This is a genomic window from Pedobacter sp. KBW01, from assembly GCF_003852395.1.
Lineage (GTDB): Bacteria > Bacteroidota > Bacteroidia > Sphingobacteriales > Sphingobacteriaceae > Pedobacter.
The window spans coordinates 222,626-247,788 of the sequence record NZ_QAJQ01000012.1; the positions used below are offsets into that span (position 1 = coordinate 222,626).

Annotated in this window: 21 protein-coding genes; 12 read left to right on the forward strand and 9 right to left on the reverse strand. The window is 41.3% G+C overall.

The annotated features are described in order from the left end of the window. The first annotated feature begins 135 nt into the window (after window positions 1–135). The 7 genes from DBR40_RS14260 to DBR40_RS14290 all read left to right on the forward strand — a co-directional run bounded on the left by DBR40_RS14260 (window position 136) and on the right by DBR40_RS14290 (window position 11,630). On the forward strand, window positions 136–1,662 hold the full coding sequence (locus DBR40_RS14260; RefSeq protein ID WP_124560416.1) for a PAS domain S-box protein: 1,527 nt from the start codon (window positions 136–138) through the stop codon (window positions 1,660–1,662). Window positions 1,663–2,249: 587 nt separating this feature from the next. Beyond that, window positions 2,250–3,323 carry an RICIN domain-containing protein gene (locus tag DBR40_RS14265; protein ID WP_158674053.1) on the forward strand — a complete coding sequence of 358 codons (1,074 nt, stop codon included), beginning with the start codon at window positions 2,250–2,252 and terminating at the stop codon, window positions 3,321–3,323. Window positions 3,324–3,661: 338 nt separating this feature from the next. After that, window positions 3,662–4,294: a class I SAM-dependent DNA methyltransferase gene (locus DBR40_RS14270; protein ID WP_158674054.1), complete on the forward strand. Its 633-nt coding sequence runs from the start codon at window positions 3,662–3,664 to the stop codon at window positions 4,292–4,294. Window positions 4,295–4,591: 297 nt separating this feature from the next. Then, window positions 4,592–7,897, forward strand: a complete 3,306-nt coding sequence (locus DBR40_RS14275) for a SusC/RagA family TonB-linked outer membrane protein (protein ID WP_199748347.1) — start codon at window positions 4,592–4,594, stop codon at window positions 7,895–7,897. Window positions 7,898–7,919: 22 nt separating this feature from the next. Beyond that, window positions 7,920–9,698, forward strand: coding sequence for a RagB/SusD family nutrient uptake outer membrane protein (locus DBR40_RS14280; protein WP_124560419.1), 1,779 nt, complete (start codon window positions 7,920–7,922; stop codon window positions 9,696–9,698). A 29-nt stretch (window positions 9,699–9,727) separates the two neighbouring features. Beyond that, window positions 9,728–10,567: an endonuclease/exonuclease/phosphatase family protein gene (locus tag DBR40_RS14285; protein WP_124560420.1), complete on the forward strand. Its 840-nt coding sequence runs from the start codon at window positions 9,728–9,730 to the stop codon at window positions 10,565–10,567. Between the two features lie 136 nt (window positions 10,568–10,703). Next, on the forward strand, window positions 10,704–11,630 hold the full coding sequence (locus DBR40_RS14290; protein WP_124560421.1) for a hypothetical protein: 927 nt from the start codon (window positions 10,704–10,706) through the stop codon (window positions 11,628–11,630). A gap of 252 nt (window positions 11,631–11,882) precedes the next feature. On the opposite strand, the gene DBR40_RS14295 is transcribed toward DBR40_RS14290, so the two are convergent. Continuing rightward, window positions 11,883–12,311 (reverse strand): hypothetical protein, encoded by a 429-nt coding sequence (locus DBR40_RS14295; RefSeq protein WP_124560422.1) that lies wholly within the window; start codon window positions 12,309–12,311, stop codon window positions 11,883–11,885. 174 nt (window positions 12,312–12,485) lie between these two features. Between DBR40_RS14295 and DBR40_RS14300 the strand changes: the two genes are divergently transcribed. Further along, on the forward strand, window positions 12,486–13,508 hold the full coding sequence (locus DBR40_RS14300) for a sensor histidine kinase (protein ID WP_124560423.1): 1,023 nt from the start codon (window positions 12,486–12,488) through the stop codon (window positions 13,506–13,508). Then, window positions 13,508–14,224, forward strand: a complete 717-nt coding sequence (locus DBR40_RS14305; RefSeq protein WP_124560424.1) for a LytR/AlgR family response regulator transcription factor — start codon at window positions 13,508–13,510, stop codon at window positions 14,222–14,224. The genes DBR40_RS14300 and DBR40_RS14305 overlap by 1 nt, the downstream gene beginning before the upstream one ends. Before the next feature lie 108 nt (window positions 14,225–14,332). On the opposite strand, the gene DBR40_RS14310 is transcribed toward DBR40_RS14305, so the two are convergent. Beyond that, window positions 14,333–15,166, reverse strand: a complete 834-nt coding sequence (locus tag DBR40_RS14310) for a FimB/Mfa2 family fimbrial subunit (protein WP_124560425.1) — start codon at window positions 15,164–15,166, stop codon at window positions 14,333–14,335. Between the two features lie 455 nt (window positions 15,167–15,621). Here DBR40_RS14310 and DBR40_RS14315 point away from each other — a divergent pair, with 455 nt between their 5' ends. Next, a complete protein-coding gene (locus DBR40_RS14315; protein WP_124560426.1) occupies window positions 15,622–16,209 on the forward strand; it encodes a dihydrofolate reductase family protein in 588 nt (195 codons plus the stop codon). Window positions 16,210–16,298: 89 nt separating this feature from the next. On the opposite strand, the gene DBR40_RS14320 is transcribed toward DBR40_RS14315, so the two are convergent. The 6 genes from DBR40_RS14320 to DBR40_RS14345 form a co-directional block, all read right to left on the reverse strand. Then, window positions 16,299–16,706 carry a cupin domain-containing protein gene (locus DBR40_RS14320; protein WP_124560427.1) on the reverse strand — a complete coding sequence of 136 codons (408 nt, stop codon included), beginning with the start codon at window positions 16,704–16,706 and terminating at the stop codon, window positions 16,299–16,301. Window positions 16,707–16,778: 72 nt separating this feature from the next. Beyond that, entirely contained in the window at window positions 16,779–17,837 is a 1,059-nt protein-coding gene (locus tag DBR40_RS14325; protein WP_124560428.1) for an alpha/beta hydrolase, read from the reverse strand. Between the two features lie 2 nt (window positions 17,838–17,839). Continuing rightward, entirely contained in the window at window positions 17,840–18,397 is a 558-nt protein-coding gene (locus DBR40_RS14330; protein WP_124560429.1) for a DapH/DapD/GlmU-related protein, read from the reverse strand. A gap of 63 nt (window positions 18,398–18,460) precedes the next feature. Further along, window positions 18,461–19,339 (reverse strand): helix-turn-helix domain-containing protein, encoded by an 879-nt coding sequence (locus DBR40_RS14335; RefSeq protein WP_124560430.1) that lies wholly within the window; start codon window positions 19,337–19,339, stop codon window positions 18,461–18,463. A 62-nt stretch (window positions 19,340–19,401) separates the two neighbouring features. Next, entirely contained in the window at window positions 19,402–20,307 is a 906-nt protein-coding gene (locus DBR40_RS14340; RefSeq protein WP_199748348.1) for an EamA family transporter, read from the reverse strand. Window positions 20,308–20,514: 207 nt separating this feature from the next. Further along, window positions 20,515–21,471 carry an NAD-dependent epimerase/dehydratase family protein gene (locus tag DBR40_RS14345; RefSeq protein WP_124560431.1) on the reverse strand — a complete coding sequence of 319 codons (957 nt, stop codon included), beginning with the start codon at window positions 21,469–21,471 and terminating at the stop codon, window positions 20,515–20,517. Window positions 21,472–21,799: 328 nt separating this feature from the next. Between DBR40_RS14345 and DBR40_RS14350 the strand changes: the two genes are divergently transcribed. Then, window positions 21,800–22,276 (forward strand): Lrp/AsnC family transcriptional regulator, encoded by a 477-nt coding sequence (locus DBR40_RS14350; protein WP_124560432.1) that lies wholly within the window; start codon window positions 21,800–21,802, stop codon window positions 22,274–22,276. A 1,011-nt stretch (window positions 22,277–23,287) separates the two neighbouring features. Here DBR40_RS14350 and DBR40_RS14355 read toward each other — a convergent pair. Further along, the gene (locus DBR40_RS14355) at window positions 23,288–23,716 is read right to left on the reverse strand and encodes a hypothetical protein (RefSeq protein WP_124560433.1); all 429 of its coding nucleotides are present in this window, start codon (window positions 23,714–23,716) and stop codon (window positions 23,288–23,290) included. 615 nt (window positions 23,717–24,331) lie between these two features. Between DBR40_RS14355 and DBR40_RS14360 the strand changes: the two genes are divergently transcribed. Continuing rightward, window positions 24,332–24,889, forward strand: a complete 558-nt coding sequence (locus DBR40_RS14360) for a ferritin-like domain-containing protein (RefSeq protein ID WP_124560434.1) — start codon at window positions 24,332–24,334, stop codon at window positions 24,887–24,889. The last annotated feature ends 274 nt before the right edge of the window (window positions 24,890–25,163 follow it).

The window sequence follows — 25,163 nt, forward strand, 5'->3', positions numbered from 1 at the left end:
AAATTTCGGTTCAGGGCAAAACGCATATAGTATTCTTGTTACAAAGGGGTAAAACCACCCGGTTTTTTAGGTCATTATGGCAACAGATAAACCGGCAATATAAATATTACCTATATTGTTTACTCATAACACAACATGATAGAATCTAATGATATTGCCGCAGTAATAAATGAACTGGAAAAACTTGCATTAGATCTCAATCTCGACAATGAAAAGTTGTTGCGTTTAAATGCAGTATTAAAAACAGCGGAAGAAAAGAACGCCATACTCCAATCCATCAACGAATCTTCCGATGATGCCATCATCAGTAAAAACCTGGAAGGGATTATTACCAGTTGGAATAGTTCAGCATCACGCATTTTTGGCTATACTGCCGAAGAAATGATTGGCGTTTCTATACTCAGGCTTATTCCTGCCCATCTCCAGCATGAAGAAACCGAAATCATTTCCAAACTACACCGGGGGATCAAAATAAATCACTTTGAAACCAGAAGAATGCGCAAAGACGGCAGTCTGGTAGCTGTATCACTCACCATATCGCCCATTCTAAATTACAAAGGAGTAATTATTGGCGTATCGAAAATTGCGCGCGATATTACCGACCGCCTTTCTGCCGAAGTAAACAGCAAACGACTGAGCGCTATAATCGAATCATCAGACGATGCCATTATTAGCAAAGACCTCAATAGTATAGTAACCAGCTGGAACGAATCGGCAGTAAGAATATTTGGTTACAATGCCGAAGAAATGATTGGGCAATCGATTCTCAAAATCATTCCTCAGGATCGGCTTGATGAAGAACCCAAAATCCTCTCCCAGCTTAGTCAAGGAATCAGGGTTGATCATTTTGAAACCATCAGGCGCCGCAAAGACGGCAGGCTAATAGATGTATCGTTAACCATTTCGCCCATTAAAGATAGTACTGGCCGGGTGATTGGTCTTTCAAAAATTGCGAGAGATATTACCGAAAAAAAGCAAGCCGACAAGAAAAAGGAAGAATTTATCGGTCTGGTAAGTCACGAGTTAAAAACGCCCCTAACCTCTTTGCGTTCTTATGTGCAGGTTGCACTGTTTAAGGCAAGGAATGAAAAAAACGAATTTATCGATAAAGCGCTTTCCAAAGCTGAGATACAAACCAAAAAAATGGAAGCCATGATCAGAGATTTTCTAAACATCTCTAAAATGGACGATGGTCAGCTCAGGTTGAACTTAAACCCATTTGATTTACCAGCACTGATTAACAATTGTTTAAGTGATGTAACAATTACTACCTCTAAGCACCATTTCAACTATATTGGCGAAGCGCATGCAATGGCCATTGGCGATGCTGAAAAGATTTCACTGGTGCTGATTAACCTGATTAGCAACGCTGTAAAGTACTCGCCTGAAGGCGGGGAAATAAGCATAACTTGCCAAAAACAGGATAAAGCGTTCACCGTGAGCGTGAAAGACAACGGAATTGGCATCTCGAAAGAAGAGCAAAAATTCCTTTTCAGAAAATTCTACAGAATCCAGTCAGAACAAACTAGAACCATCAGTGGTTTTGGAATCGGACTTTACCTCGTATATGCCATACTCGAACTTCATGGCACTTGTATTAGGGTAGAAAGCGAAATCGGAAAAGGATCAACATTTGTATTCCAAATCAAGACTGCAGATTGATATCATTCCCTTAAACAATTTCACTTATACAACGGAGCATTCCTGCCAGCAGAAACCTCAAAGTTCACAACCAGGCTAACTTCAAAGCCTATTCATTGTTATTTCCAATCAACTGGGAATAACAATCTATTCTACCTCAAGCGTTTTACTTGCCTTCCGGATAATAAACCGCAAAAAATAAGAGTTTGCCCCCTCATTTTGATCATATTCCCCCTCTACTCCGCATCTTTTTTGTAGTTAATTTGTTCGAACCAAGTATAATAAAGAATGCAATCCGGCATTAAGCACTTGCAGCGCTTAACTATGGTATCGCATTTAACATTAGCTAAATAACTACTCAAAAGCACCTATGAAAAACCTAAATGATGCGCAAAAATCTCTTGCAAACAACCGACTGAACTTTAAACCTATTATTAATAGCCTCAATTATTCAGCTTGAACATTTGGCTACTATAAAATCCCCTAAACTGTCATTATAGTCTTATTGATAAGCATAGAAGGACTCCGTTTAACCGGAGGCATATGCCTTCTTTAAATTAACCAAACGAACATTCCATATGCATGTTCACTCAACCCTACTCAACATTATGAAAACTAAACCTTCTATCCTACGCTTACTCAGTGTATTTATGCTTGGCATCGTCCTCTTTTCGGGCAGCTGTAGAAAAGACAATCTTCCGGATGCAACTACATCATCCCTTTCTTTAAAGGGCAAACTGGCAGCAATACCACCTAACGAACCACAACTTACCGTGGCTAATGGTACTTTCTATATTGTAAACCGCAAAAGCGGAAAGGTACTCGATGTAGGTGCATTTCAAACCGCAGATGGTTCTAATGTTTCTCAATATGCAGGTACTGGCGGCACCAACCAAAAATGGACTTTAACCTCGCTTTCGGGTGGCTATTATTCGATTATTGGTGTACATAGCACAAAAGCGCTTCAGGTAGACCTAGCTGGCACTGCAGATGGTGATAATGTAAACATTTCTACCAATACAGGCGCCAATAATCAGCAATGGCAATTTACCTCCATTGGCAATGGTTACTACCGCATTATTAATCGGAACAGTGGCAAAGACCTTGATGTAGCCGGCCAATCTATTGATAATGGCGCAAATGTAGACCAATGGACTTACTGGGGAGGCGAAAACCAGCAATGGTCGTTATTAACGGTTAATGCTGGTGGTCAGTTAAACTGGACGCTAAACAGCACAGGCGTACCAGCAGATGTGGTAACTCGCATTACCAATGCCATGAACGATGCCTGCGCCAGGTACAACGCAGGTGGCAACTGGCCTTCGCGCACCCTTACTGTACAATATAATACTGGTGTAGCTACTGCCGATGGCAGCACAAACGGCAACATCCGCTTTGGTGCAAATACCAGCTACCAAAACGTTCGTACTGCTATGCACGAAATTGCGCATACCTATGGCGTAGGCCTTAGTGGCGGGTGGACAACCAATACCTCAACCGGTGATTTTCTGGGCACCAATACCGTGGCACTGGTTAAAATTTTTGACGGTACCAGTGGCGCCATACATACAGGAGGTGGTCATTTTTGGCCATACGGTTTAAACTACGATAATGAATGGAGCGAAACAAATGCTTTCAGGCACGTAAAACTAGTTTACGCCATGCGCTCAGACGGCATGTAACCACACGCATTCTTCAACAGACTATAATGATATCGCTTATCAAAAAACCTGGGTACACATCTTTTTGTGCGCCCAGGTCTTTACAATGAGCAAAATGCTCATGGGTAAATTTGCTAAATAGCCAGAGCAGCGACCGTTGCTGCAGATGCGCACCGAATCATTAGCAATGTGCGAAGCAGATAAACATACCCGCACAAAAAGATTCTGACATTCTTTTTTACGTGGTTAACTTGCTATCATTCACTTGGATTTAACGTTCCAGCTAAGGTAGTTATCCTGCTATTTTTCATAACTTTATATTAATGGGTGCAAATATGGTATGCTAAATAAAGATGATGATGAAAACAGTAAAACCTGAAGAGGCTTTTGATAAATCGGCTAAAATATATGCCCAAAAGTTTATGAATGTTAGCTTGTATGCTGAGCCATTTAAAGTGTTTTGCGACAACATTACGCCCGAAGATGCCAACATACTGGATATCGCCTGTGGTCCCGGAAACATTAGCAAATATTTGCTTAATCTGAAACCTGCATACCGGATTTTGGGAATTGATCTTTCCCCAAACATGCTAGAACTTGCCCAAATCAACAACCCAACAGCACAATTTCAGCTCATGGACTGCCGTGAAATCGCTACTCTTAATCAAAAATTTGACGCGATTACCTGTGGCTTTTGCCTGCCCTATTTAACACCCGAAGAAGCTATTGATTTAATTGTAAATGTATCCGCTTTATTAAAACCAGCTGGTGTTTTCTATTTAAGCACCATGGAGGAAGATGAAAATAACAAGTCGAGATACCAAATATCCAGTACTGGCGACCGGGTGTACGTACACTATCATCGCGAAGATTATTTAACCAAAGCCCTTGGGCAAAGTGGCTTTAATACTCTAAGTTTAAAACGCTATGATTCTCCGGATAAGGATGGAGTAACCATTACCGACCTGGTATTGGTTAGCAAAATTAAATAAGCTTATTTTTCCCTACCAGATTCATCACAATAACGCCCTATTTTCCATCTAACACCTAAAAAACACCTTACAAGTTATTTAATTTTTGCGCTTTCCAGCCCGCGAACATAAAACCTATTGCCTTTTGCATCAAAATCCCGCCATTCTTGTAAAAACAAGGCAAACGCCATCAAAAACAATCCTCAATAGTTAAAGTAAATTAATATTGGGTTTATATAAGCCCTCTAGCTTTGCGCCATTAAAGGAACCATAGAAACTAGCTAAAACGCTTTAGTTTCAAAACTAATTATTAAGCTAATGAAAAAAAACTTAACAGCCATGCTGAGGTCGGTGCTGTTTGCTTCGGCAACTGCATTGCTTACCGCAGTACCTGGCGCACCTGCCATAGCCATGGCGAATCTACCCAATCTTCCTGCTGCTTTAAAAAATCAGGAACAAGGAACAATTAGTGGAAAGGTGGTTGATGAGAAGGGAGATCCCCTTCCCGGCGCCAGTATCCTCGTAAAAGAGTTAAACAAAGTTGCGCAAAGCAATCCGGATGGAAGCTTTAAATTAATCGTTCCAACGGGCACTTATACCATCCAAATCAGTTTTATCTCGTACACCACCGTTACTTTGGGTAAAGTGCAGGTAAAAGCAAGCGAAAACGCTCCTTTAAATATAACCCTAAAAGGTGAATCGGGAAGTTTAAATGAGGTGCTTGTTGTGGGTTACGGAACCCAGAAAAGAGAAAACGCCACGGGTGCTGTAGATCAGATTACTGCGAAAAAACTCGAAAACAGACCCATTACCAACCTTACACAAGGTTTACAAGGCTTACTTCCCAACCTGAATTTAAAAATGATGGATGGGAAGCCTACGCAATCGCCAAGTTACAATATCCGTGGTACTACTTCTATCGGACAAGGTGGTAGTGCTTTAATTCTAATTGATGGCTTTGAAGGCGATCCAAGCTTACTCAATCCCAACGATGTAGAAAGTGTATCTATTCTTAAAGATGCCGCATCGGCAGCCATTTATGGTGCAAGAGGGGTATTTGGTGTGGTGCTTATTACCACTAAAAAAGCCGAAAAAGGTCGTACCAGTGTAGCATTTTCAAGCAATTACGCCATTAAAACCCCATTACAGGTTCCTGATTTCGTAACCGACGGCTATACATGGGCTAAGATGTTTGCTGAGGCATTTGTAAACGGCGATGGTGCTTTCCCGCAGAATGCAAATAAAACACAGAAATTTTCGCAGGCCTATCTCGATGAATTCAAAAAAAGATCGGAATCGGGTCAGCCTTACAACCAGATAGAGATAAACCCGACCACAGGCGAGTACACCTATTATGGAAGTACGGATTACTATGCCGAGCTGTACAAGAAAAATACGGCAGCCACAGAAAATAACCTTTCGGTAAGTGGCGGTGGCGATAAGGCATCGTTTCTGGTATCGGGGCGTTTCCTTAATCAGGACGGGCTATTTAGGTACAACACCGACGATTACGACATGAAAAACATCCGTGCAAGAGGATCTGTACAGGTTTTTCCGTGGTTAAGCATTGAAAATAACGCCGATTACTCGGTTATGAATTACCACAACCCGATCAACGTTGGTGAGGGAGGTGGAATATGGAGAAATATTGCCGACGAGGGTAAGCCTACCATGCCAATTTTCAACCCGGATGGTTCGTTAACTTTTGCTGCAGCTTATACCGTGGGCGATTTTATTTATGGAAAAAACGGGATTGATACCCGTCGTCAGGTTTTTAGAAATATAACAGGTTTGAGAACTAATTTCTTTAACAACAAGTTTAGGGTAAATGCCGATTTTACCTTCCGCAATACCAATAACAACATTGAGCAAAAAAGAGTTCAGGTTCCATACAGCAATACCCGCGGGGTTACAGCCTATGTTGGTACCACCACCAACGATCTTTTGTTCGATCAGCGCGAAACCCAGTATCTGGCAACCAACATTTACGCCGAATACGAAAACAGGTTTGGTACCGACCATTACCTGAAAGCTATGGCGGGTTACAACTACGAACAATCTACCTATAACCGTATTGCAGTACAGCGAAACGGAATTATTTTCGAAGATGCTACAGATTTGAACCTGGCACTTGGCCAATCTATTACTACTGGTGGTGGTTACGAACAATGGGCTATCCTGGGTGGTTTCTCGAGGTTAAATTATGCTTTTAAAGACCGTTACCTTTTAGAAGTTAATGCGCGTTATGATGGTTCATCTAAATTCCCTGCCGATCAGCGTTATGGCTTCTTCCCTTCTGTTTCGGCCGGATGGAGGATCAATAAAGAGCCGTTTTGGCATGTTTCTGATAGGTTGATCTCTGATTTAAAATTAAGGGCTTCTTATGGCTCACTTGGAAACGGTAACATCGCATCTTATGCCTTTCAGGAAATCTTTAACATCAGCCAGTCGGGCGTTATTTTAAACGGCGTTAGACCACAAACCACCCGTATCCCGAATGTTCTTCCCGATGGATTAACCTGGGAAACTTCGACCACCAGCAACTTTGGTCTTGATTTAACCATGCTTTCAGGCAGGTTAAGCTTTACCGGCGATGCGTACATCCGCAAAACGACTGATATGTTTACTTTTGGACTTACTCCACCTGCTGTTTTCGGAGCTGATGTACCCAAAGGAAATTATGCCAACTTAACTACCCGTGGCTGGGAGCTTTCGTTAACCTGGAACGATAAAATCGGTAAATCGAAGCCTTTCAATTACAATGTAAGGTTGACCTTATCGGATAGCAAAACAAAAATAGATAAGTACAATAACCCCGATAAATTACTGAGCGATTATTACGAAGGACAAACACTGGGCGAAATATGGGGCTACGAAACCGAAGGCTTCTTTATTGATGATGCAGACATTGCTTCGCATGCTAAACAAGATCCGCAAATGAGAGCCTCGCCCACCGGTAAATGGTTCCCTGGCGATATTAAACTAAAAGACCTTAACGGCGATGGCTTTATCAATGTGGGCGAAAACAAGGTAGGCAGATCAGGCGACCGGAGAATTATCGGAAATTCTGCTCCGAGATATCTGTATGGTGTAAGCCTTGGCGCCGACTGGCATAATTTTTCTTTCTCTGTTTTCTTTCAGGGAGTTGGCAAACAGCAGTGGTACCCGAGCACCGAAACAGAAATGTTCTGGGGCCAGTACAACAGGCCGTACAACAATATACCAACCTTCCATCTGGGCAATATGTGGACACCGGACAATACCGATGCTTATTTCCCCAGAACGATGTCGAGAGCAGCATCAAGCAATACCAACCGTACTTTGGGTGTGGCGCAAACGCGTTACCTGCAAAACGTGGCCTATCTCCGCATGAAAAACCTGCAGTTTGGTTACGCTTTGCCGGGCAAATGGATAAACCGTATAGGTGTTCGCAGTGCCAAAATATTTTTCTCAGGCGAGAACCTGTTTACCTATTCGCCAATGTATAAAATAGTTAAACATACTATCGATGTTGAAAATGCTGTGCCTTCCGATCAGGATTTAAACGCCGGCAGCACAAACGGAGATGGTTACAATTATCCTTTGATGAAGAGCTACTCTTTAGGATTGAACATTGGATTATAAATAGCTTGATAAAAAAATGAAGATGAAAAAATATTATATCTATATCTTACTGGCCTGCCTGGCTTTGGCAGCCTGTAAAAAACTTGATCAAAAGCCCGAATCAAGTGCAACAAAGGATGCGGTTTTCGGAACAGAAAACGGGCTTAAACTCTACACCAATTCATTTTATGGTATGGATTTCCTGCCTAAGAACTCAACCAGTCAGGATGCCATGTCTGATTACCTGGCTGTAAAATCTGTTCCTGATTTTATCCGTGAAGGCGGCTTTGCAGCCAATAACAGCTCTGGCTGGACCTGGCGTGACCTCAGAAACATCAATTATTTTATCGAAAACTGTAAAAACCCTGCTGTTCCGGCAGCAGTACGCAACAACTACCTTGGTATTGCCCGTTATTTCAGGGCCTACTTCTACATGGAAAAGGTGAAACGTTTTGGAGATGTGCCCTGGATCGGAAAACCCCTGAATATCGATGATCCGGCCCTAAACGCAGGCAGAGATAAACGGGAACTGGTTATGGATTCGGTACTGGCCGACATTAATTTTGCCTGTGCAAACATTAGCAATACCAACGATGCCAGCCGTACAACCATTACCAAATGGGTAGCTTATGCCTTTAAATCGAGACTATGCCTTTTTGAAGGAACTTTCCGTAAATACCATACTGATTTAAGCCTTTCGGCTACAGCCGGCAAATGGCTGGAAGATGCTGCATCAGCTGCTGATGAAATTATAAAAAAAGGAGGTTATTCCTTAAATACAGCTGGTGGCCCTGGTGTTTCATATCGTCAGGTGTTTACTAGCAATACGCCAATGGCCAACGAGGTTTTACAAGCTGCCGTGGCCGACATCAATCTAGGCGTACTCAATGAAGCCAACTGGTGGTGGACAAGTGGAACATACGGCGCAAAAGCAAGTTTTACCCGTACTTTTATCAATACTTATTTAAAGCTTGATGGAACGCCTTATACCAATGATGCGGCCTATAAAACCATGTTATTTAAGGATGAGGTTAAAAACAGAGATCTGAGACTGAAGCAAACCATACGTTTAGGCGATTATAAGCGCATTAGCAGTGGTCAGCAGGTACCGGCACCTCCTGTTTTCTCTTACACCTTTACCGGATACCAGCCTATTAAATGGACATTGGATGATATTTATTTTGATGCAGGTGCTTTAAACACAAATGCTATCTCTTTATTCCGCTATGCCGAAGTATTGTTAAACTATGCAGAAGCGAAGGCCGAACTGGGGACTTTAAGTGATGCAGACTGGGCGCTTACCGTAGGTGCACTCAGGGCAAGAGCAGGCATTACAGGCGGATTAACCACTAAACCGACTGTAGCAGATCCCTATCTGGTGACTAACTATTTCCCGGGGATATCTGATGCCACTTTACTCGAAATCAGAAGAGAGCGCGGTATAGAGCTTAGCCTGGAAGGTTTGCGCTTTGCCGATCTGCTGCGCTGGAAACGCGGACCTTTAATGGAGCAGGAATGGAATGGTTTTTACGTACCCACATTGAATACCCCTATGGATTTGAATGAAGACGGAATTCTTGATGTTGCCTTTTATCAGGGAACACGTCCGTCGCCGGCTGTATCGGGTGTAACTTATGTAGATGTTTCGGCCAATATTGGTGCAGCAGTAAACTCTCAGTTACTTAAAAATGGTAGTTCTGGCGAATTAACGTGGATGAAAGAAATTCCACGTAAATGGAATGAGCGTAACTACTACTACCCGATCCCATTGGCCGATCTACAGAAAAACCCAAATCTTAAACAAAACAAAGGCTGGGAATAAGCCCTACACGCTATTTAAATCACAAACAGATGAAAATAAAAATATGGCTCGCTGCAGCGCTTTTTTCTTTAGTATCGGTTGGGCTTAAAGCTCAGCAAATCACCATCGGCACTTTCAATATTCGCTACGATAACCCGCGCGATTCGGGTAATCTCTGGGTTGACCGTGCGCCTATCGTCTCGAATTTAATCCGCTTTCACGGGTTTGATATCCTTGGTGTACAAGAAGGTTTAAAAAACCAGCTTGATGATATTAGCGCCGCCTTACCTGAATATGCACGGTACGGAAAAGGCCGCGATGATGGAAAAGAAGCCGGAGAGCACTCGGCAATTTATTACAAAAAAGACAGGTTTAAAATGCTAAAAAGTGGCGATTTCTGGTTATCAGAAACACCAGATGTGCCTGGCAAAGGCTGGGACGTAACCTGCTGCAACAGAATTTGCAGCTGGGTTTATCTGGAAGATCTGAAAACTAAAAACCAATTCTACGCCTTTAATGTGCACTACGACCATCAGGGAGTAATTGCCCGCCGCGAAAGCAGTAAACTGATTTTGAAAAAGATAACTGAAATCGCCGGCAATAAACCTGTTTTGCTAACGGGCGACTTTAACGGCGGCAGAGACAGCGAATGGTACAAAACCATAGCTACCTCTAATCAATTGGTTGATGTACACAGCAAGGTGAAATTTCCTTATGCCAATAATTCATCATCCAATGGTTTTAGAATTCCCCGTGGCAAATCGGTTATCGACCATATTTTTATGAGCGACCAATTTACCGCCAGCAAATGGGGTATTTTAACAGACACTTACTTTGGAAAATTCCCTTCTGATCATTTTCCCGTTTTAGCGGAAGTACAACTGAAGTAATAATGCTTTATTGACCTTAAAAGAACCTCACTGATTTTTGCAGTGAGGTTCTTTTTTTTACAGGCTTTACTGATGGCAATTTTAAGATAAACTGCTGCATCCATTTACCTGAAATTACTACATTAGCATAATGAAAATGCGAACAACAAAAAACCTCACACAGCTATTGCTAATTTTATCGTTTTGGGTTATTCACAACAGCTTTGCCATTGCGCAGGCTCCTACCCAAAAAACATACACCATTCCATTCAAACTAACCAGCCAAAACAATATTACTATTAGCGCCCTTATTAACGGCAAGGATACCGTTTCACTCATGTTCCATACGGCCGCAAATTCGCTTACGCTTACCAGCGAGGCCATTGCAAAGATGAAAAGCCTGCGTTTTGAAGGTGCTGATACTGTAAAAAGCTGGGGCGGTGGCGAAAACAGTTCTCGTTACAGCAAAGACAACCTGCTGCAAATTGGCAAAACAAAATGGGAACATACTCCATTGTGGGAAAACCTGAATTCTGGTCCCGGAACTGGTGGTAAATTCGGCCCGGAGCTTTTTGCAGGTCAGGTTATCGATATTGATTTCGACCGCAAAATAATCACCATCAGCAGCAATTTACCTGCAAAGTTAAATGGTTATTCAAAGCTCGATGCTAAATACCAAGACGATATGCTATTCATTAACGCCACTTGTAAAATTGGCACAGAACTGCTTAGCCTCCCCTTTCTGGTGCATTCGGGATATGCAGGCGCAGTACTTTTTGATGATAGCTTTACCAATAACAACCAGCTGGATCAAAAACTTAAAATCATTAGTGAAAAAGACCTGAAAGATTCTTTTGGAAATATCCTTACGGTAAAAAAGGCAATATTGCCAGGTTTATTGATGGGACAAAACACATTGGATTCAATACCTGCAGGATTTTTTAAAGGTGCTATTGGCCGTCAAAAAATGAGTATAATTGGTGGGGAGTTACTTAAACGGTTCAATATTATAATCAGTGCCGATCGCAAAGTGGTTTACCTTAAACCCAACAGCCTTTTCAGGCTACCTTATCCGGCAGGCTAAGCATCACAAACTTATTGTCTCTTAGCTAAAAAACCAGTAGCCATAAAAAAAACCACTCCAGTGAAACTTCACTGGAGCAGACAAAATTTGTTTCAATCGAGTGAGGCGATTGTGTTTCAAAGATAGTAGCTGCTTCCTCATTTCAACAGCCTGTAACTACATTGTAGCGTATATTGTATAAACTAACACAACATTATACAGCCGTTGGCCCGCTAATGTGCATGGTTATACAGTAAGCTGTATCATTATCATTTATTTTAAACTAATCATAGCCAGCATTTCACCTTTTTCCAGTTCATGGGCAGTGTAATACAGGCTGAGCTTGTTTTTACCACTTTTCTTTTCTGCCTGGCGCAAATCTTTTACCAAAATGGTCATCTGGCCGGCATCGGTAAAACTCCATTGGTGCAATATTGTACCAGCTTGATCTTTAAGTGCAATACCTCGTCCGGTACCGGTACCATTATCCAGGCGGCAGTGCTTGTAAACAATGCGTAACTGGTCTGTTTCTTTAGCCTGATCTAAATTCAATACCCTTAAATTTAATGGCTGGTTAATGTACTGTTTGAGCACCGATTTGTTATTGAGGAATATCTCATAACCATCTAACCCAAACCTGGTGGTAAAACTTAAACTTCCCAGTGCAACAACCAGGAAAGCACAAACTAATAACTTTTTCATATCGTTTATTTTTTGATTTAACACCAAGTTAGGCGTTCAGCAAACACCGCTAAAAAATAGTAGAGTAACGACCAATCTAATCGACAAGCGTATTTTTATGTGTATCTTCCTCTATTATTTAAGTCGTTTGTCGACATTTCTTTGTCCATCCGGCCTTTTTAAGTTCCTTTGACCATGAGCAGATTCTTCAATAAAAAAACACTGATTTACACCGCTTACTGGATACTGGTTACCGGTTTTTTTCTTTACGAGAAGAAATATTTGCTCTATAAAGCCAACCTGCCTTATTTTTTGGCTTGCGTAAGTGTAAGGGTCTTCCTGTTAATGGTTATTGCTTACCTGAATTTGCGCCTTTTTTTACCCAAATACCTCACCAAAAAGAGATATGGTGCTTATACAGCCTCCATTTTACTTTCGGTGCTGGCTTACCTCATTATACAAAGCCTGTACGATTGGTATTTATACGGTTATATTGTTGGCCCGCTGTATCGCAGCAACATGTACGAATCGCTTACCTATAACTTTTTCAGCACCTTATGGTACCTGGGGCTTATGCTTTCCCTCAAATTAAGTATCGATTGGTATAGTCAGCAATTACTCATTCAACGCATTACGGTCGAAAAATTAAACGCCGAAGTAGATTTCTTACGCGCACAGGTAAATCCGCATTTCCTGTTCAATATCCTTAATAACCTTTATGCACTTACCCTTAAAAAATCGGAGCTGGCACCAGATGTGGTACTGAAGCTATCATCCATGATGGAATATATGCTATACGATAGTAATGATGACAGCGTATTGCTTGATAAGGAACTGGAGTATTTGCAAAATTATGTAGCACTTGAACGGCTGCGTTTCGGTACAGAGGCCATAATTACATTCAACACGGCTAAAATACCACCAGGACTAACCATTGCGCCGCTGCTTTTATTGCCCCTGGTAGAAAATGCCTTTAAACATGGAATGAGCAGGCAAACAACCGACAGCGAGCTGCATATTCTTATTGCATTTAATGAATCAACTTTAACCGTACAGGTAGAAAACACCAAAACACTTACACCTGCATTGCCCTCCAAAGGAGGTATTGGGCTCAGCAACCTGCGCAAACGCCTCGAACTGTTATACCCGGGCAAGCACGATTTACAACTAGTGGATGAGCCAAGCCGTTTTAGTGCTTTATTGATAATTGAACTGTGATGGAAACACTATTGAAAATTGCTGTAGTAGACGATGAGCCGCTGGCCCGTGAAGTACTGGAAGGCTATTTAAAAAGACTGCCTGGCATTGGACAAGTATTGCTTTTCCCTAACGCGATGGCTGCTTTAACCGACTTAAAAGGCGCAGGAACCCAACTTTTGTTACTGGATATTGAAATGCCTGAAATGAGTGGAATCGAGTTTCTGAAACGACTGCCTAACCGGCCATTAACCATTTTTACCACTGCTTACCGCAACTATGCTTTTGAAGGTTACGAGCTGGGCGTTATTGATTTTTTATTGAAACCCATTGCATTTAACCGCTTTGAGCAAGCTATAGCCAAAGCGCGCGAACTGCTGGCACTCAAAGAACATAGCCATTTGGATGAAAATGCTGAAAACACCAATGATTTTATCTTTGTTAAAAGCGGTGTGCAACGTATAAAACTCCAATTCAGCGAAGTAACGCATATCCAGGGTTTGAAAGATTATGCCATTATCCATACGCCGGCAAAAAAAATATTGTTAAAAGGCTCTATCAAAGTGATGCAAGATCTTTTTCCATCCGACCGCTTCTTACGCGTGCACAAATCTTTTATCGTTAACCTGCAAAAAGTGCAGCAACTCGATCGCAACAGTATTTTCTTAAACGGTCAGCAAATCCCAATTGGCCGTAACTTTCGCGAGGACCTGGAAAAACAACTTCGAACCTTTTAGAAGTCAATAAAAAATTCACAATCCTATCAGGTGGATAGCGACACCCATCTCCAGCATGTTCATTGGGCGGTGTCTCCACCGCCCGTTTGTGACTTATGATGACATATACTATTCGGTAACTGTAGTAAAGGCCATTGTAGCCGATTGAATACTTACCGTTGTGCGTTTGTTTTTTGGAACCGTAACCGCGATACTTCTCTCGCCACCTGCGCCAATATGTACACGAACAGGCGTTTGGTTTTTAAGAATATAATAGCTGATGGGGCCATTTTTACTTTGTTTCCATCCGGAGGCAAAGTCGTTCTCGATTGTACTGTAGGGAACTGCAGTATCGAATTTAAAGCCCGAATACTCACTGGTAAGATCGATACTGTACACAGGCAGATCCGTTACAATTACATTCAGTAGCCCCACAATTCTTTCCATAATTATTTCAACCATTTGGTTCTTATTAATGGCTGTTCCAACCATCTTGGCAAAGAAAGTATCTGAAGTCTTATAGTACTTATCCTGAAATGACCATGATGGCTGCCAATATTGAAAATTAGCCTCAGCATAGGGAAGAAAAACAGGTTTGTCTTTGTCGCCTTCATAAAATTGATTGATCCCAAATTCGCCTTGCGACCCGACCGCAACAAAATTATAAGTTCCGTTAGGCAATTCGAAGCTTACCTGACCAAAGGCCGCACTGGTAGCCAGTTGTGTTTTGCGGGTAACTTCGGCGCCGGTTTGTGTGTTATAGGCAATTACTGTTAGCTGCCTGATAAAAGCAGCCATGGGCTCGGTTTGAAAGCCGGTATTAGTCTGCCCTACCTCATGACTTAATCCGCCGATTTTAAAGGTAACTATACTATTTTTAATCGTCTCCACTGATCCGTGATCTTTCATACATCCCGAAAGCATCACCACCAGGATACCTACTGTTAATCTAAATGTTTTCATAGCTTTTTTACAACAAGTTATCGATAATACCCAGAGCGTAACCACTTTAAATACAAGGTTGCGTACCAGGGTGTAAAGCTGAACAGAAATTTGCACATGTTTTTCAGGGACTGATTTATACAACCTATCTTTTTTAGCCCGATTGATTAAGCAGGCAAAATTGTAATAAGCATAACACCTACAGCCGGTAAACAATCGGGTAAGGGGGATGTTAGCCAATAAAATGCAAGGCTGTACAAAAAACAACTTTGGGTGTTACCGTATCAGCACGAATACAACTCATTTTGTGCGGTAATCTTTTACACATAACTGGAAAGAAAAGATGCCGAAATGCTTTAAGCGCAAAAACAGCGCTCAATTAAAGCTGTCGCATCACCCCACTAAACTTGTCATAATGTTTACAGCCCGTACGGTATTTTTTTTGCGAAATTTATACTCAACAAAAAGCAGAACTCATGAGAAAAATAATTGTGTTGGCCATGATAAGCCTGGATGGCGTAATGCAGGCTCCGGGCGGACCAGAGGAAGATACATCCAACGGTTTTAAATACGGAGGCTGGGCAATGAAATACAGCGACGAGCTGAATGCTATTGAAGTTAAAAAAGAGCTCGAACAGCGTGTAGATTATCTTTTGGGCCGAAAGACGTTCGATATCTGGGAAAATTATTGGCCCGAACATGGCGATTTCTGGCCAGGGATTAACAGCGGCATTAAATACGTCCTTACAGGCACCAGAAAAGAATCGGATTGGGAAAACACTGTGTTTATCGAAAACCTGGATGATATTAGAAAAATTAAAAACTCAGCAGGTGCCGACATTCAGGTTTGGGGTAGCAGCAAACTTGTTCAATTGTTATTTAAACATGATCTGGTTGATGAGCTACGTTTAAAAATATATCCGCTGATGCTTGGTAAAGGCAAAAAACTGTTTGATAGCGACGCACTACCCGCGGATTTTACTTTAACAGCGCGTAAAACCACCACCAAAGGGATTATTCTGGCCAATTACAGCAAATCGGCACTGCCAATAGCAATTGTTTAGCTTTCATCCACTAAAAAAGCTGATAGAAAAAAATCGATTCTATCCCTGAAATAGAATCGATTATGTGCTTCATCAACAGCTAGCTTTATCTATGCACCTTCCTGCGCACTATATTGCGCATCCGTAACTTTCTCCAACCAATCTACCACCTTTCCATCCAGATTTTCCTGAATGGCAATATGCGTCATTCCTGTGTTGGCAGATGCGCCATGCCAGTGCTTTTCGTTTGCTTCAAACCAAACTACATCGCCTGGATATATGGTTTCTACAGCGCCACCTTCGCGCTGAACCCAGCCGCAACCAGCAGTAACAATTAGTGTTTGTCCAAGTGGATGCGTATGCCAGGCTGTTCTTGCTCCCGCCTCAAAGGTTACACTTGCTGCTGCAGCCCTTCTCGAACCATTGGCATCAAACAACGGATCTATCCTTACCGCTCCGGTAAACCAGTCGTTAGGGCCTTTAACGGAGGCTTTTGACCCTATTCTTGTAATTTCCATTTTCTTTTATTTAAATTAATAATGCTTAAACCACATTAGCTAAAATTAATGTCTTTTGTATCCATTACCATGCTATTTTAGATTGTTTTTAAAAAAAGCTGTTAGTTTATCAAAAGGAATGATGTTTAGCTGATCGTACAAATCAACGTGGCTGGCCCCGGGAATAATTATTAGTTCTTTAGGCTCTGCAGCTGCCTTGAATGCATCTTCACTGAAATAACGCGAATGTGCTTTTTCTCCGGCAATTAACAGCACCGCACGTGGGGCAATTTCTTTAATATAATTTAATAAGGGCATATTCATAAACGAAAGCGCATTGGTTGCTGTCCATGCGGCATTCGAATTGATAGAACGGGGATGAAAACCGCGGGCTGTTTTATAATAGTTAAAATAGTCTACAACAAATTGTGGCTCATTACCCTGCAGTTTTTCAGGTAAATTATTTAATGATGGCGCCGGTGTACCTTTTCTGGCATCTTCCCAACGTTGCCGGCTCATTTGCTCCAGCATTTTTGTGCGTTCTTCTGCGGTAAGTTTATCATAATAACCTTTTGCCATTACGCGGGACATATCGTACATACTCGTGGTGGCCACAGCTTTTATGCGTTTATCTACAGCAGCAGCGTTTAGCGCCATGCCTGCCCAACCACAAATTCCAATTACGCCAATGCGGTTTCTATCCACAAAAGTCTGCAGACCAAGATAATCTACTGCTGCACTAAAATCTTCGGTATTAATATCGGGCGATGCAACATTACGTGGCGCTCCGCCACTCTCACCTGTGTACGAAGGATCGAAAGCTAGCGATGCAAAGCCTCGTTCGGCCATGCTCTGGGCATACAAACCAGACGACTGCTCTTTTACTGCACCAAATGGGCCGCTTATGGCCAGCGCTTGTAATGCTTCCTTGCCACGTCTTTTAGGCAAGTACAAATCGCCAATCAAAGTGATACCATATCTGTTTTTAAAACTTACCTTCTTCCTTGTCACCAGATCACTCAATGTAAAAGTATATTGATCTTTTTTTGATGTTTGTTGCATTTGTTTTACTTTATCTTGTTTAGCTGTTTGGGCAAATAGCTGGCTTCCAAAGCCCAGCAAAATAGCCGCGATGTATATTGTCTTTTTCATATTTAATGGATTTGTTTAATTACTTTAGCCGGGATACCTGCCACTACCGTATTATCGTCAACATTTTTGCTTACCACTGCCCCGGCGGCCACAACAGCATTTTCGCCTATGGTTACTCCGGGCAAAATAGTCGCACCTGCGCCAATCCAGGCATTGCGCTTAATTAAAATGGGCTGGCACAGCATACCACGGCGATTTAGCGGATCTATTGGGTGATTTTCGGTAATCAGGTTCACTTTTGGCCCAATCAGCACATCATCTTCAAGCGTAATGCCACCCATATCAAGAAAAGAACAGGCGTGATTGATAAATACATTTTTACCTAGGTTAATGAATTGGCCAAAATTGGTATAGAAAGGTGCAAATACAGTAGTGCTATGATCTACATCCGAAACAATAATTTCGCTAAGCTTGTTCCTAACCTCATTGGTACTGGTTGCAGCATTTAAAGCTGGTACAAGTGCCAATGTACGCGAAACAATTTCGTCTATTTGTTGAAATTCGGGATCGTTGAGCTGCACCAGCTCTCCCGACTTTAATCTTTCAAAGATATTTTTCATACCGCAAAGTTCCGCTAAACAGAACCTGCAGGATAAAGGTTTTCAAACCAATGGTTAAGAAATTCAAACCATAGCTTCCCGAAATGCACCAGGATTACTTCCGGTGTTTTTTTTGAAAAAATTATTAAAGTAGGTAGGATATTCAAAGCCCAGCGCATAGGCAATTTCGGCAACGTTCCAATCGGTATGCTGCAATAACGCTTTTGCTTCGCGAGAAATGCGTTCGGCAATATGCGTTGTGGTTGATTTGCCTGTGGTTTCTTTCACTGCCTTGTTAAGGTAGTTGACATGAATAGCCAACTCGTTGGCATAATCGTTAGCAGTTTTCAAGGTTAGCGGGCGCCCGGCAGTCTCTACAGGGAACTGGCGTTCTAAAAGCTCGAGAAAAACAGAAGTAATGCGGCTCAATGCATTTTTATGTTGGTCGAAATGTTCTGAAGGCTGCAATTTAAGTGCCTCATGAATAATCAGGTAGATATAATTACGAATCAGCTCGTCTTTGTAATGGTAGTCTGTCTGCTGCTCTTCCATCATCTTCTGAAAGATACTGTTCAGGAACAACCGCTGCGCTTCGCTAATTTTAAGTACGGGAGTACCACCAATTTTGAAAAAAGGCGATTGTTGCAAGCTTTCTAAACGTTCTGATTGCCCCAGAAAATCCTCCGAAAACAACACCGTGTACCCCACATAAGTTGTAGAAAGCGTTTCCCAGGAATAAGGGATATGTGGATTGCCAAAAAACAAAACTGTACCTTCCTGTTCGAAACTACGATCGGCATAATGAATAATGCTCTTGCCGGTAGTGAGGCAAATTTTATAAAAATCTTTTCTGCTGTAGATTTTGGTGGCATTGCTATCACTTTCTATCTCCCATACATTAAAGCCCTTTAATTTCAGGTCATTATTAAATTCGGATACCGATCGCTCTATTTTGGTTGCCATAACACAAAATTAAGAAATTCAAATCAAAAATCTGATTAGCATCCTCTAGTTTAAAAAATCACTTACAGGGCAGGCAGTTCGTCAGGTGCTTCTTCATGTTTCGAAAACACAATACTTACTAAAACCCCGGCCAGGATCAATACGCCGCCAATTAGCAGGGCATAGGTTAGCTTTTCGCCAAAAAGCGTTACACTAATTGTTACGGCCACTACCGGCTCTAATGCCCCCAGAATAGCTGTTGGTGTAGAGCCGATATACCCAATGGCATAAACCAATGTGGTAATAGAAATAACCGACGTAATAAGTCCAAATAACGAAATATGGAGCAGAATAGCTAAATCTGGTATCGCCAGCGATTCTTTTGCTACCAATGATTTAATGAGATAATACAATGCTGAGAAAAGCAGGGAATAAAAGGTGATTTTAACTCCTGATGCTTTAAGATTTGATTTGTTTACCATAACAATATACAGCGCATAAGCCAGTGCGCTCCCTAGGGCCAGACTAAGTCCTGCAAAATTAACGCCAGCTGCTGAGGCTCCACTTAACAGGTATACCCCAGCTAAGGTTATTGCCATCGAAAGCAGCATTACTGTACTGATTTTTTCCTTAAAAAAAACAGCCAGGATAATGGCCACCATTACGGGGAAGACAAAAAGAATGGTTGAAGCAATCCCCGCCGATAAATAGTCGTAAGCCAGAAAGAGGGAATCGGAGCTCAAGCTAAACAATATACCAAGCACCAGAAATATCCCAATTTCCTTCGCAGTCGATTTTAAATGCTCTTTTTTATACCTCAACAGCATTAACATGATTCCTGCAGAAATAAAAAACCTGTAGAAAAGGGTTACATCCATCGAAAAATGCATGGCCTTTAACGGCAGAATAAAAAGTGGTATTAATCCATAAGTTACCGCCGATACCAGCGCACATACATATCCTTTAACCTTCGGGGCATTCATACTCATAGCAACTAAAATTTAAACATGGTGTGTTTAAGTCGGGCAAATGTACTGCTTTTCTGAAGCAAAAAAGCGATTGCCTCCATCCGGAAACAACCGCTTATTAACTAAAACCTATTTCAGTCACCTTAAATGACTTACAAAAAAACAAATAGGGTTTTTCCCTACATACCAACCCTTACGGGCTAATTATTTTAATACCACTTGGGTAAATTAATCTGTTTGTAGTACCCAAAGGTTTTCGAGCATCACATCAGTCATTGCTGTTAAATCGTAAGCCGGTTTCCAGCCCCAATCCGTTCTTGCAGCGCTGTCATCAATGCTCGATGGCCAGCTGTCGGCTATTGCCTGGCGGAAATCGGGTGCATAACTTACCACAAAATCAGGCACATGGCTTTTAATTTCTGCAGCCAGTTCTTGTGGGGTAAAGCTCAATGCACCAAGGTTATAAGCTGTGCGGATGTGAACATTTTCTGCTGGAGCATCCATTAACTGCAGTGTAGCGTTAATTGCATCTTCCATAAACATCATGGGTAATGCCGTTTCTTCGCTCAAAAAGCAGGTATATGGTTTGCATTGCACTGCATGGTGAAAAATATCAACTGCATAATCGGTAGTACCACCACCCGGAGCACCGGTATAGCTAATCAATCCGGGGTAACGCAAACTGCGCACATCCAGACCGTGTTTTTCAAAATAGTATTTACACCAATGCTCACCTGCAGCCTTACTAATTCCGTATACGGTAGTTGGCTCGGTAACACCTTGCTGAGGGCAGTTGATTTTCTCTGAATCTGGTCCGAAAATAGCGATACTGCTTGGCCAGAATACTTTATTTACTTTATGTTTTACCGAAAGATCCAATACACTTAGCAGGCTATTCATGTTAAGATCCCAGGCCAGGGTTGGATTGCTTTCTCCTTTTGCCGAAAGCACTGCTGCAAGGTGGTAAATCTGGGTAATTTTTTGGTCAACGATTAAAGCTTCAAGTGCCTGGGCATCTAAAACGTTCAGTTTAACATAAGGTGCAGTTTCAGCTGGTAAATTTTCTTGTGGAAGAATATCTGCTGCAATTACGTTATCATGTCCGTTTTTCACTCTCAGGGCAACCACCAGCTCTTTTCCAATCTGCCCACAGGCTCCGATCACTAATATTGTTTCTTTATTCATCTTCTTTTTTTGAAATACCGGGATTTGCATACAGGTGGTAAGGAGCCAACTGCAGGCTTGTTTATTTTAGTTTTTGATCACACAAAATTGGAAAGAGTTGGACAGAATTCCTTGCGATTGATTTTAGTTCGAAGATTATTCGAGAAGCGACCGTAAAAGCCAAACATAATTTTGAGCCTGTATGCGCACTAAACCAAATTCCAAATAATGTTTCCGGAATTGGGAGTTAAAAATAAACTTATTATGTTTGCAATGCCGGAAGCTCAATCGGCAATATCAATTTACCTGATTATTTACCGCAAATTAAATCGCTAAAAAAGCCTGCGCCATGCACGACGATATTTTAGATAAGCTGGATTACGAGATTTTATCGCTGCTACAAACGCAAGGTGATTTAAACTATAAGGAACTGGCTTATAAGCTTCACAAATCGCCAAGCACCATTTACGAGCGGATTAACCGCATGCGCGAACGTGGTTTTATAGCTGGTAACATTACCATCATTAACCGCGAAAAGTTTAAAGAGCTGATGGTTTCTTATTCGCACGTTACCCTTAGGGACCATAGCAGCAATGCCCTTACTAATTTCCAGGAAAAAGTAGCTGTATTTCCGCAGGTACTGGAATGCTACCATACCACTGGTGATTATGATTTTCTGCTTAAAATTGTGGTTAGAGACATGCAGGAATATACCCGTTTTATTACCAGAGACCTCATGACACTCGAAAATGTACTCAAATCGCATAGCAGCTTTGTGGTAAACGAAGTTAAACGCGACCTCGCCTACCCGCTAGAATCGAGGTAATTTGGTTTTAAATGGTTAACTGGTTAGAAGGTAATTTACTCTTAATAAATCAATATTAGTGACAGCCCCTAGAGGTCGTCATTTCGAGCGTAGTGCAACGTAGTCGAGAAATCTGCCTCTGGAGATTTCTCCACTCCGCCACCGGTGAAAAACCGGCCGGCTTCAGTCGAAATGACGATTCTTATATTAGGTTTGTCTAAGCGCAGCGAAGCATCTCTAAAAAAATTACATCCTTACAAAGATCAAATACAGAAGGGATTGCAAATCCTTATAATCGATGGAGTAATTTCTAATTGAAGATTAAGGAAACATCAATCTGCGCAATCAGTGTAATCTGCGGGAACTAACCCAAATACGATTAGATTACAAATCCCAACCAACGAGTAACAGGCTGCAGGGCTTAAGTGGGTATCTACTCCATCGTTTCTAAACCTTTTCTCCGGCAACCTTAACCCACCAACCGAAAGCTACCTAAACCTGTGGTATGGGCGGGAGGCAACAGCACTAAGCTTTTACCAATGTTTAACTAAAGCAGGACTAAACATAGGGTTAAGCAGGTATAGCGCAAACCTGGCTAAAAGGTGGCCTTAACGTGGAGCAAATGTGGAATAAAGGTGGGGTGCTGTGATGTTTTATGGATTTTTAACCAGATTGACTAAAATGGGATATTATCGCTTTTGTTTAACCTAAGATAAAAAAATTAAGGCTATTTAAAATGGAATTATTAAAGTTAATGGAAACATCTATCAGTGTAATCTTCAGAAAGCACCTACTGGCGCAAGTATTAGCACTCCTTGCCTAAGCCGTGACCTGACTTGTGCTCCAAAAGCAATCTCCAAGATAAAACTTATCCAATAAATTCTAACAAGCACAGGTCAACCAACCCGCAGCATGCCCGCTAAGACTTACGCTAGTGAAGGGCAGGAAAAGTAAAAAGCCCGGCACAAGGGTCAGGCTAAGATTATTCTAAAGCACAAGTCATTACCCATAACCCAAACGCAAAAACTTGCGCTAGTGAAGGTTTGAATGCCTCTTTATTATAAGATTAGGATAACATTTTTCAATTAATAAAATTAATTCCTTATCATTTGAAAGAGTATTATCATTTAAGACAAAAGTCGCCAAGGATGAGGCAGTCAAAATCTGAATCTCTTGGCCTTGTCGTTCTTTTTTAGTTTGCATATAAATATCCTCGTCCAAAATTTTATTCAAAAACGGAGATATTGAATAAAGCGGCAATAAATCTTCATCTTTACCCCACCCTTTTTGAATGAAGTAATAATTTATTTTAAGTATAATACTTGCTACCGCTTTATTTAACTGTTTATTATTTCTAAACTCATTTAAGGCACATTCAGATATTGCTTGATTATTGTAAGTTTTAAAATGAGACTCTAAAGTAATGCTCGTATCTAAATTTAACGTATCTGCGAAAATCATTAATTCTGATAAACAATTTACTTTTTTAGAAGGATTTTTTTATTGGTACAATAACTAAACATAATAGCTATAGCAGCAAAACAAAATGCAATCTTAAGGTTTTGGAACATAGTCTTTCGGGTTAATTTCACTCCCTAATTCTTCAGTTTTTATTCCTGAACGTTTAGTAACTTCTTTTACTTCATCTCTTAAAACAATACCAAAAATACTTAATTTACTTTTGATAATTTTTGTAGTTGTTATTGTAACTGGAGTAAACTTAACAAAACCTAGTCTATCTACGTGAACGCCATGATACTATAAGATTCCCATCTAGCGCAAGTCTTAACGCCCCTGGCTCAAGCATGGCCTGACTTGTGCTCCAAAAGCAACCTCTAAGATAAAACTTATCTAATAAATTTCTAAAAGCACAAGTCAAGCAACCCCGACTGTCCTTTCCACTAAGACTTGCGCTAGTGAGGGCTTAGTGGTATTAACGATAGCTTCTTATTCAATACATCTATCACAAGAAATGATCCGCAAATACAGTCTGTTGTTGTTTAACTTAAATAATCAAAACTTTTACTGCAAAGGCAGGGTTCTATTATTAACATCTACCTATTTAAAAAAACAATTATGGAAACAGTAAAAACAGCGGAGAAAGCTGCAGGAGCAACAGTGGCAAAAAATGCTAAGATTGAAGATTCGGAGTTCCATGAATTCTTTGTCGATGAGTTAAAAGATATTTACTGGGCAGAAAAACACCTGGCCAAGGCCCTGCCCAAAATGAAAAAGGCATCAACCAGTCCTGAACTTGCTTCGGCATTCGAAAAGCATACTACAGAGACTGAGGAACATATTTCGAACCTGGAGCAGGTATTTGAGTTGTTGGATGAAAAAGCAGTTGCAAAGAAATGCGATGCTAAGGCTGGTTTGCTTGAAGAGGCGGATGGTATTATTGCCGATACTGAAAAGGGAACCATGATCCGTGATGCGGGTCTGATTCTGGCGGCGCAAAAGGTGGAACACTACGAGATTGCCACTTATGGCACTTTAAGGGTTTTTGCCCAGAATATGGGCCGCGATGATATTGCTGCACTTTTAACAGCGACATTGGAAAACGAAAAAGCTACCGACGAGGCGTTGACCGAAATAGCTATTGGGTCGATTAATGCAGAAGCTGCTGCTGAATAACTGCGAATGCATTAATTAATTGATTATCAAAGGCCCATATCGGGCCTTTGGCATTTCTTTAAACGAAATTAAACTCCTACTGGCGCAAGTCTTAGCGCACCTGGCCTAAGCCATGGCATGACTTGTATTCCAAAAGCAACCTCTAAGATAAAACTTATCTATATAAATTCTAAAAGTACAAGTCAACCAACCCGCAACCATGCCCGCTAATACTTGCGCTAGTGAGGTAATCTGCGGGAAACAATAAAATACGATCTGGATTACAAATTAGGAG

Excerpts from the sequence above, each read along its gene's own strand:
- DBR40_RS14350 (WP_124560432.1), top strand. The coding sequence starts at position 21,800 with ATGCACGACGATATTTTAGATAAGCTGGATTACGAGATTTTATCGCTG.
- DBR40_RS14270 (WP_158674054.1), top strand. The coding sequence starts at position 3,662 with ATGAAAACAGTAAAACCTGAAGAGGCTTTTGATAAATCGGCTAAAATA.
- DBR40_RS14345 (WP_124560431.1), bottom strand. The coding sequence starts at position 21,471 with ATGAATAAAGAAACAATATTAGTGATCGGAGCCTGTGGGCAGATTGGA.
- DBR40_RS14265 (WP_158674053.1), top strand. The coding sequence starts at position 2,250 with ATGAAAACTAAACCTTCTATCCTACGCTTACTCAGTGTATTTATGCTT.
- DBR40_RS14315 (WP_124560426.1), top strand. The coding sequence starts at position 15,622 with ATGAGAAAAATAATTGTGTTGGCCATGATAAGCCTGGATGGCGTAATG.
- DBR40_RS14310 (WP_124560425.1), bottom strand. The coding sequence starts at position 15,166 with ATGAAAACATTTAGATTAACAGTAGGTATCCTGGTGGTGATGCTTTCG.
- DBR40_RS14330 (WP_124560429.1), bottom strand. The coding sequence starts at position 18,397 with ATGAAAAATATCTTTGAAAGATTAAAGTCGGGAGAGCTGGTGCAGCTC.
- DBR40_RS14300 (WP_124560423.1), top strand. The coding sequence starts at position 12,486 with ATGAGCAGATTCTTCAATAAAAAAACACTGATTTACACCGCTTACTGG.
- DBR40_RS14290 (WP_124560421.1), top strand. The coding sequence starts at position 10,704 with ATGCGAACAACAAAAAACCTCACACAGCTATTGCTAATTTTATCGTTT.
- DBR40_RS14355 (WP_124560433.1), bottom strand. The coding sequence starts at position 23,716 with ATGATTTTCGCAGATACGTTAAATTTAGATACGAGCATTACTTTAGAG.
- DBR40_RS14275 (WP_199748347.1), top strand. The coding sequence starts at position 4,592 with ATGAAAAAAAACTTAACAGCCATGCTGAGGTCGGTGCTGTTTGCTTCG.
- DBR40_RS14280 (WP_124560419.1), top strand. The coding sequence starts at position 7,920 with ATGAAAAAATATTATATCTATATCTTACTGGCCTGCCTGGCTTTGGCA.
- DBR40_RS14325 (WP_124560428.1), bottom strand. The coding sequence starts at position 17,837 with ATGAAAAAGACAATATACATCGCGGCTATTTTGCTGGGCTTTGGAAGC.
- DBR40_RS14320 (WP_124560427.1), bottom strand. The coding sequence starts at position 16,706 with ATGGAAATTACAAGAATAGGGTCAAAAGCCTCCGTTAAAGGCCCTAAC.
- DBR40_RS14285 (WP_124560420.1), top strand. The coding sequence starts at position 9,728 with ATGAAAATAAAAATATGGCTCGCTGCAGCGCTTTTTTCTTTAGTATCG.
- DBR40_RS14305 (WP_124560424.1), top strand. The coding sequence starts at position 13,508 with ATGGAAACACTATTGAAAATTGCTGTAGTAGACGATGAGCCGCTGGCC.
- DBR40_RS14340 (WP_199748348.1), bottom strand. The coding sequence starts at position 20,307 with ATGAGTATGAATGCCCCGAAGGTTAAAGGATATGTATGTGCGCTGGTA.
- DBR40_RS14335 (WP_124560430.1), bottom strand. The coding sequence starts at position 19,339 with ATGGCAACCAAAATAGAGCGATCGGTATCCGAATTTAATAATGACCTG.
- DBR40_RS14360 (WP_124560434.1), top strand. The coding sequence starts at position 24,332 with ATGGAAACAGTAAAAACAGCGGAGAAAGCTGCAGGAGCAACAGTGGCA.
- DBR40_RS14295 (WP_124560422.1), bottom strand. The coding sequence starts at position 12,311 with ATGAAAAAGTTATTAGTTTGTGCTTTCCTGGTTGTTGCACTGGGAAGT.
- DBR40_RS14260 (WP_124560416.1), top strand. The coding sequence starts at position 136 with ATGATAGAATCTAATGATATTGCCGCAGTAATAAATGAACTGGAAAAA.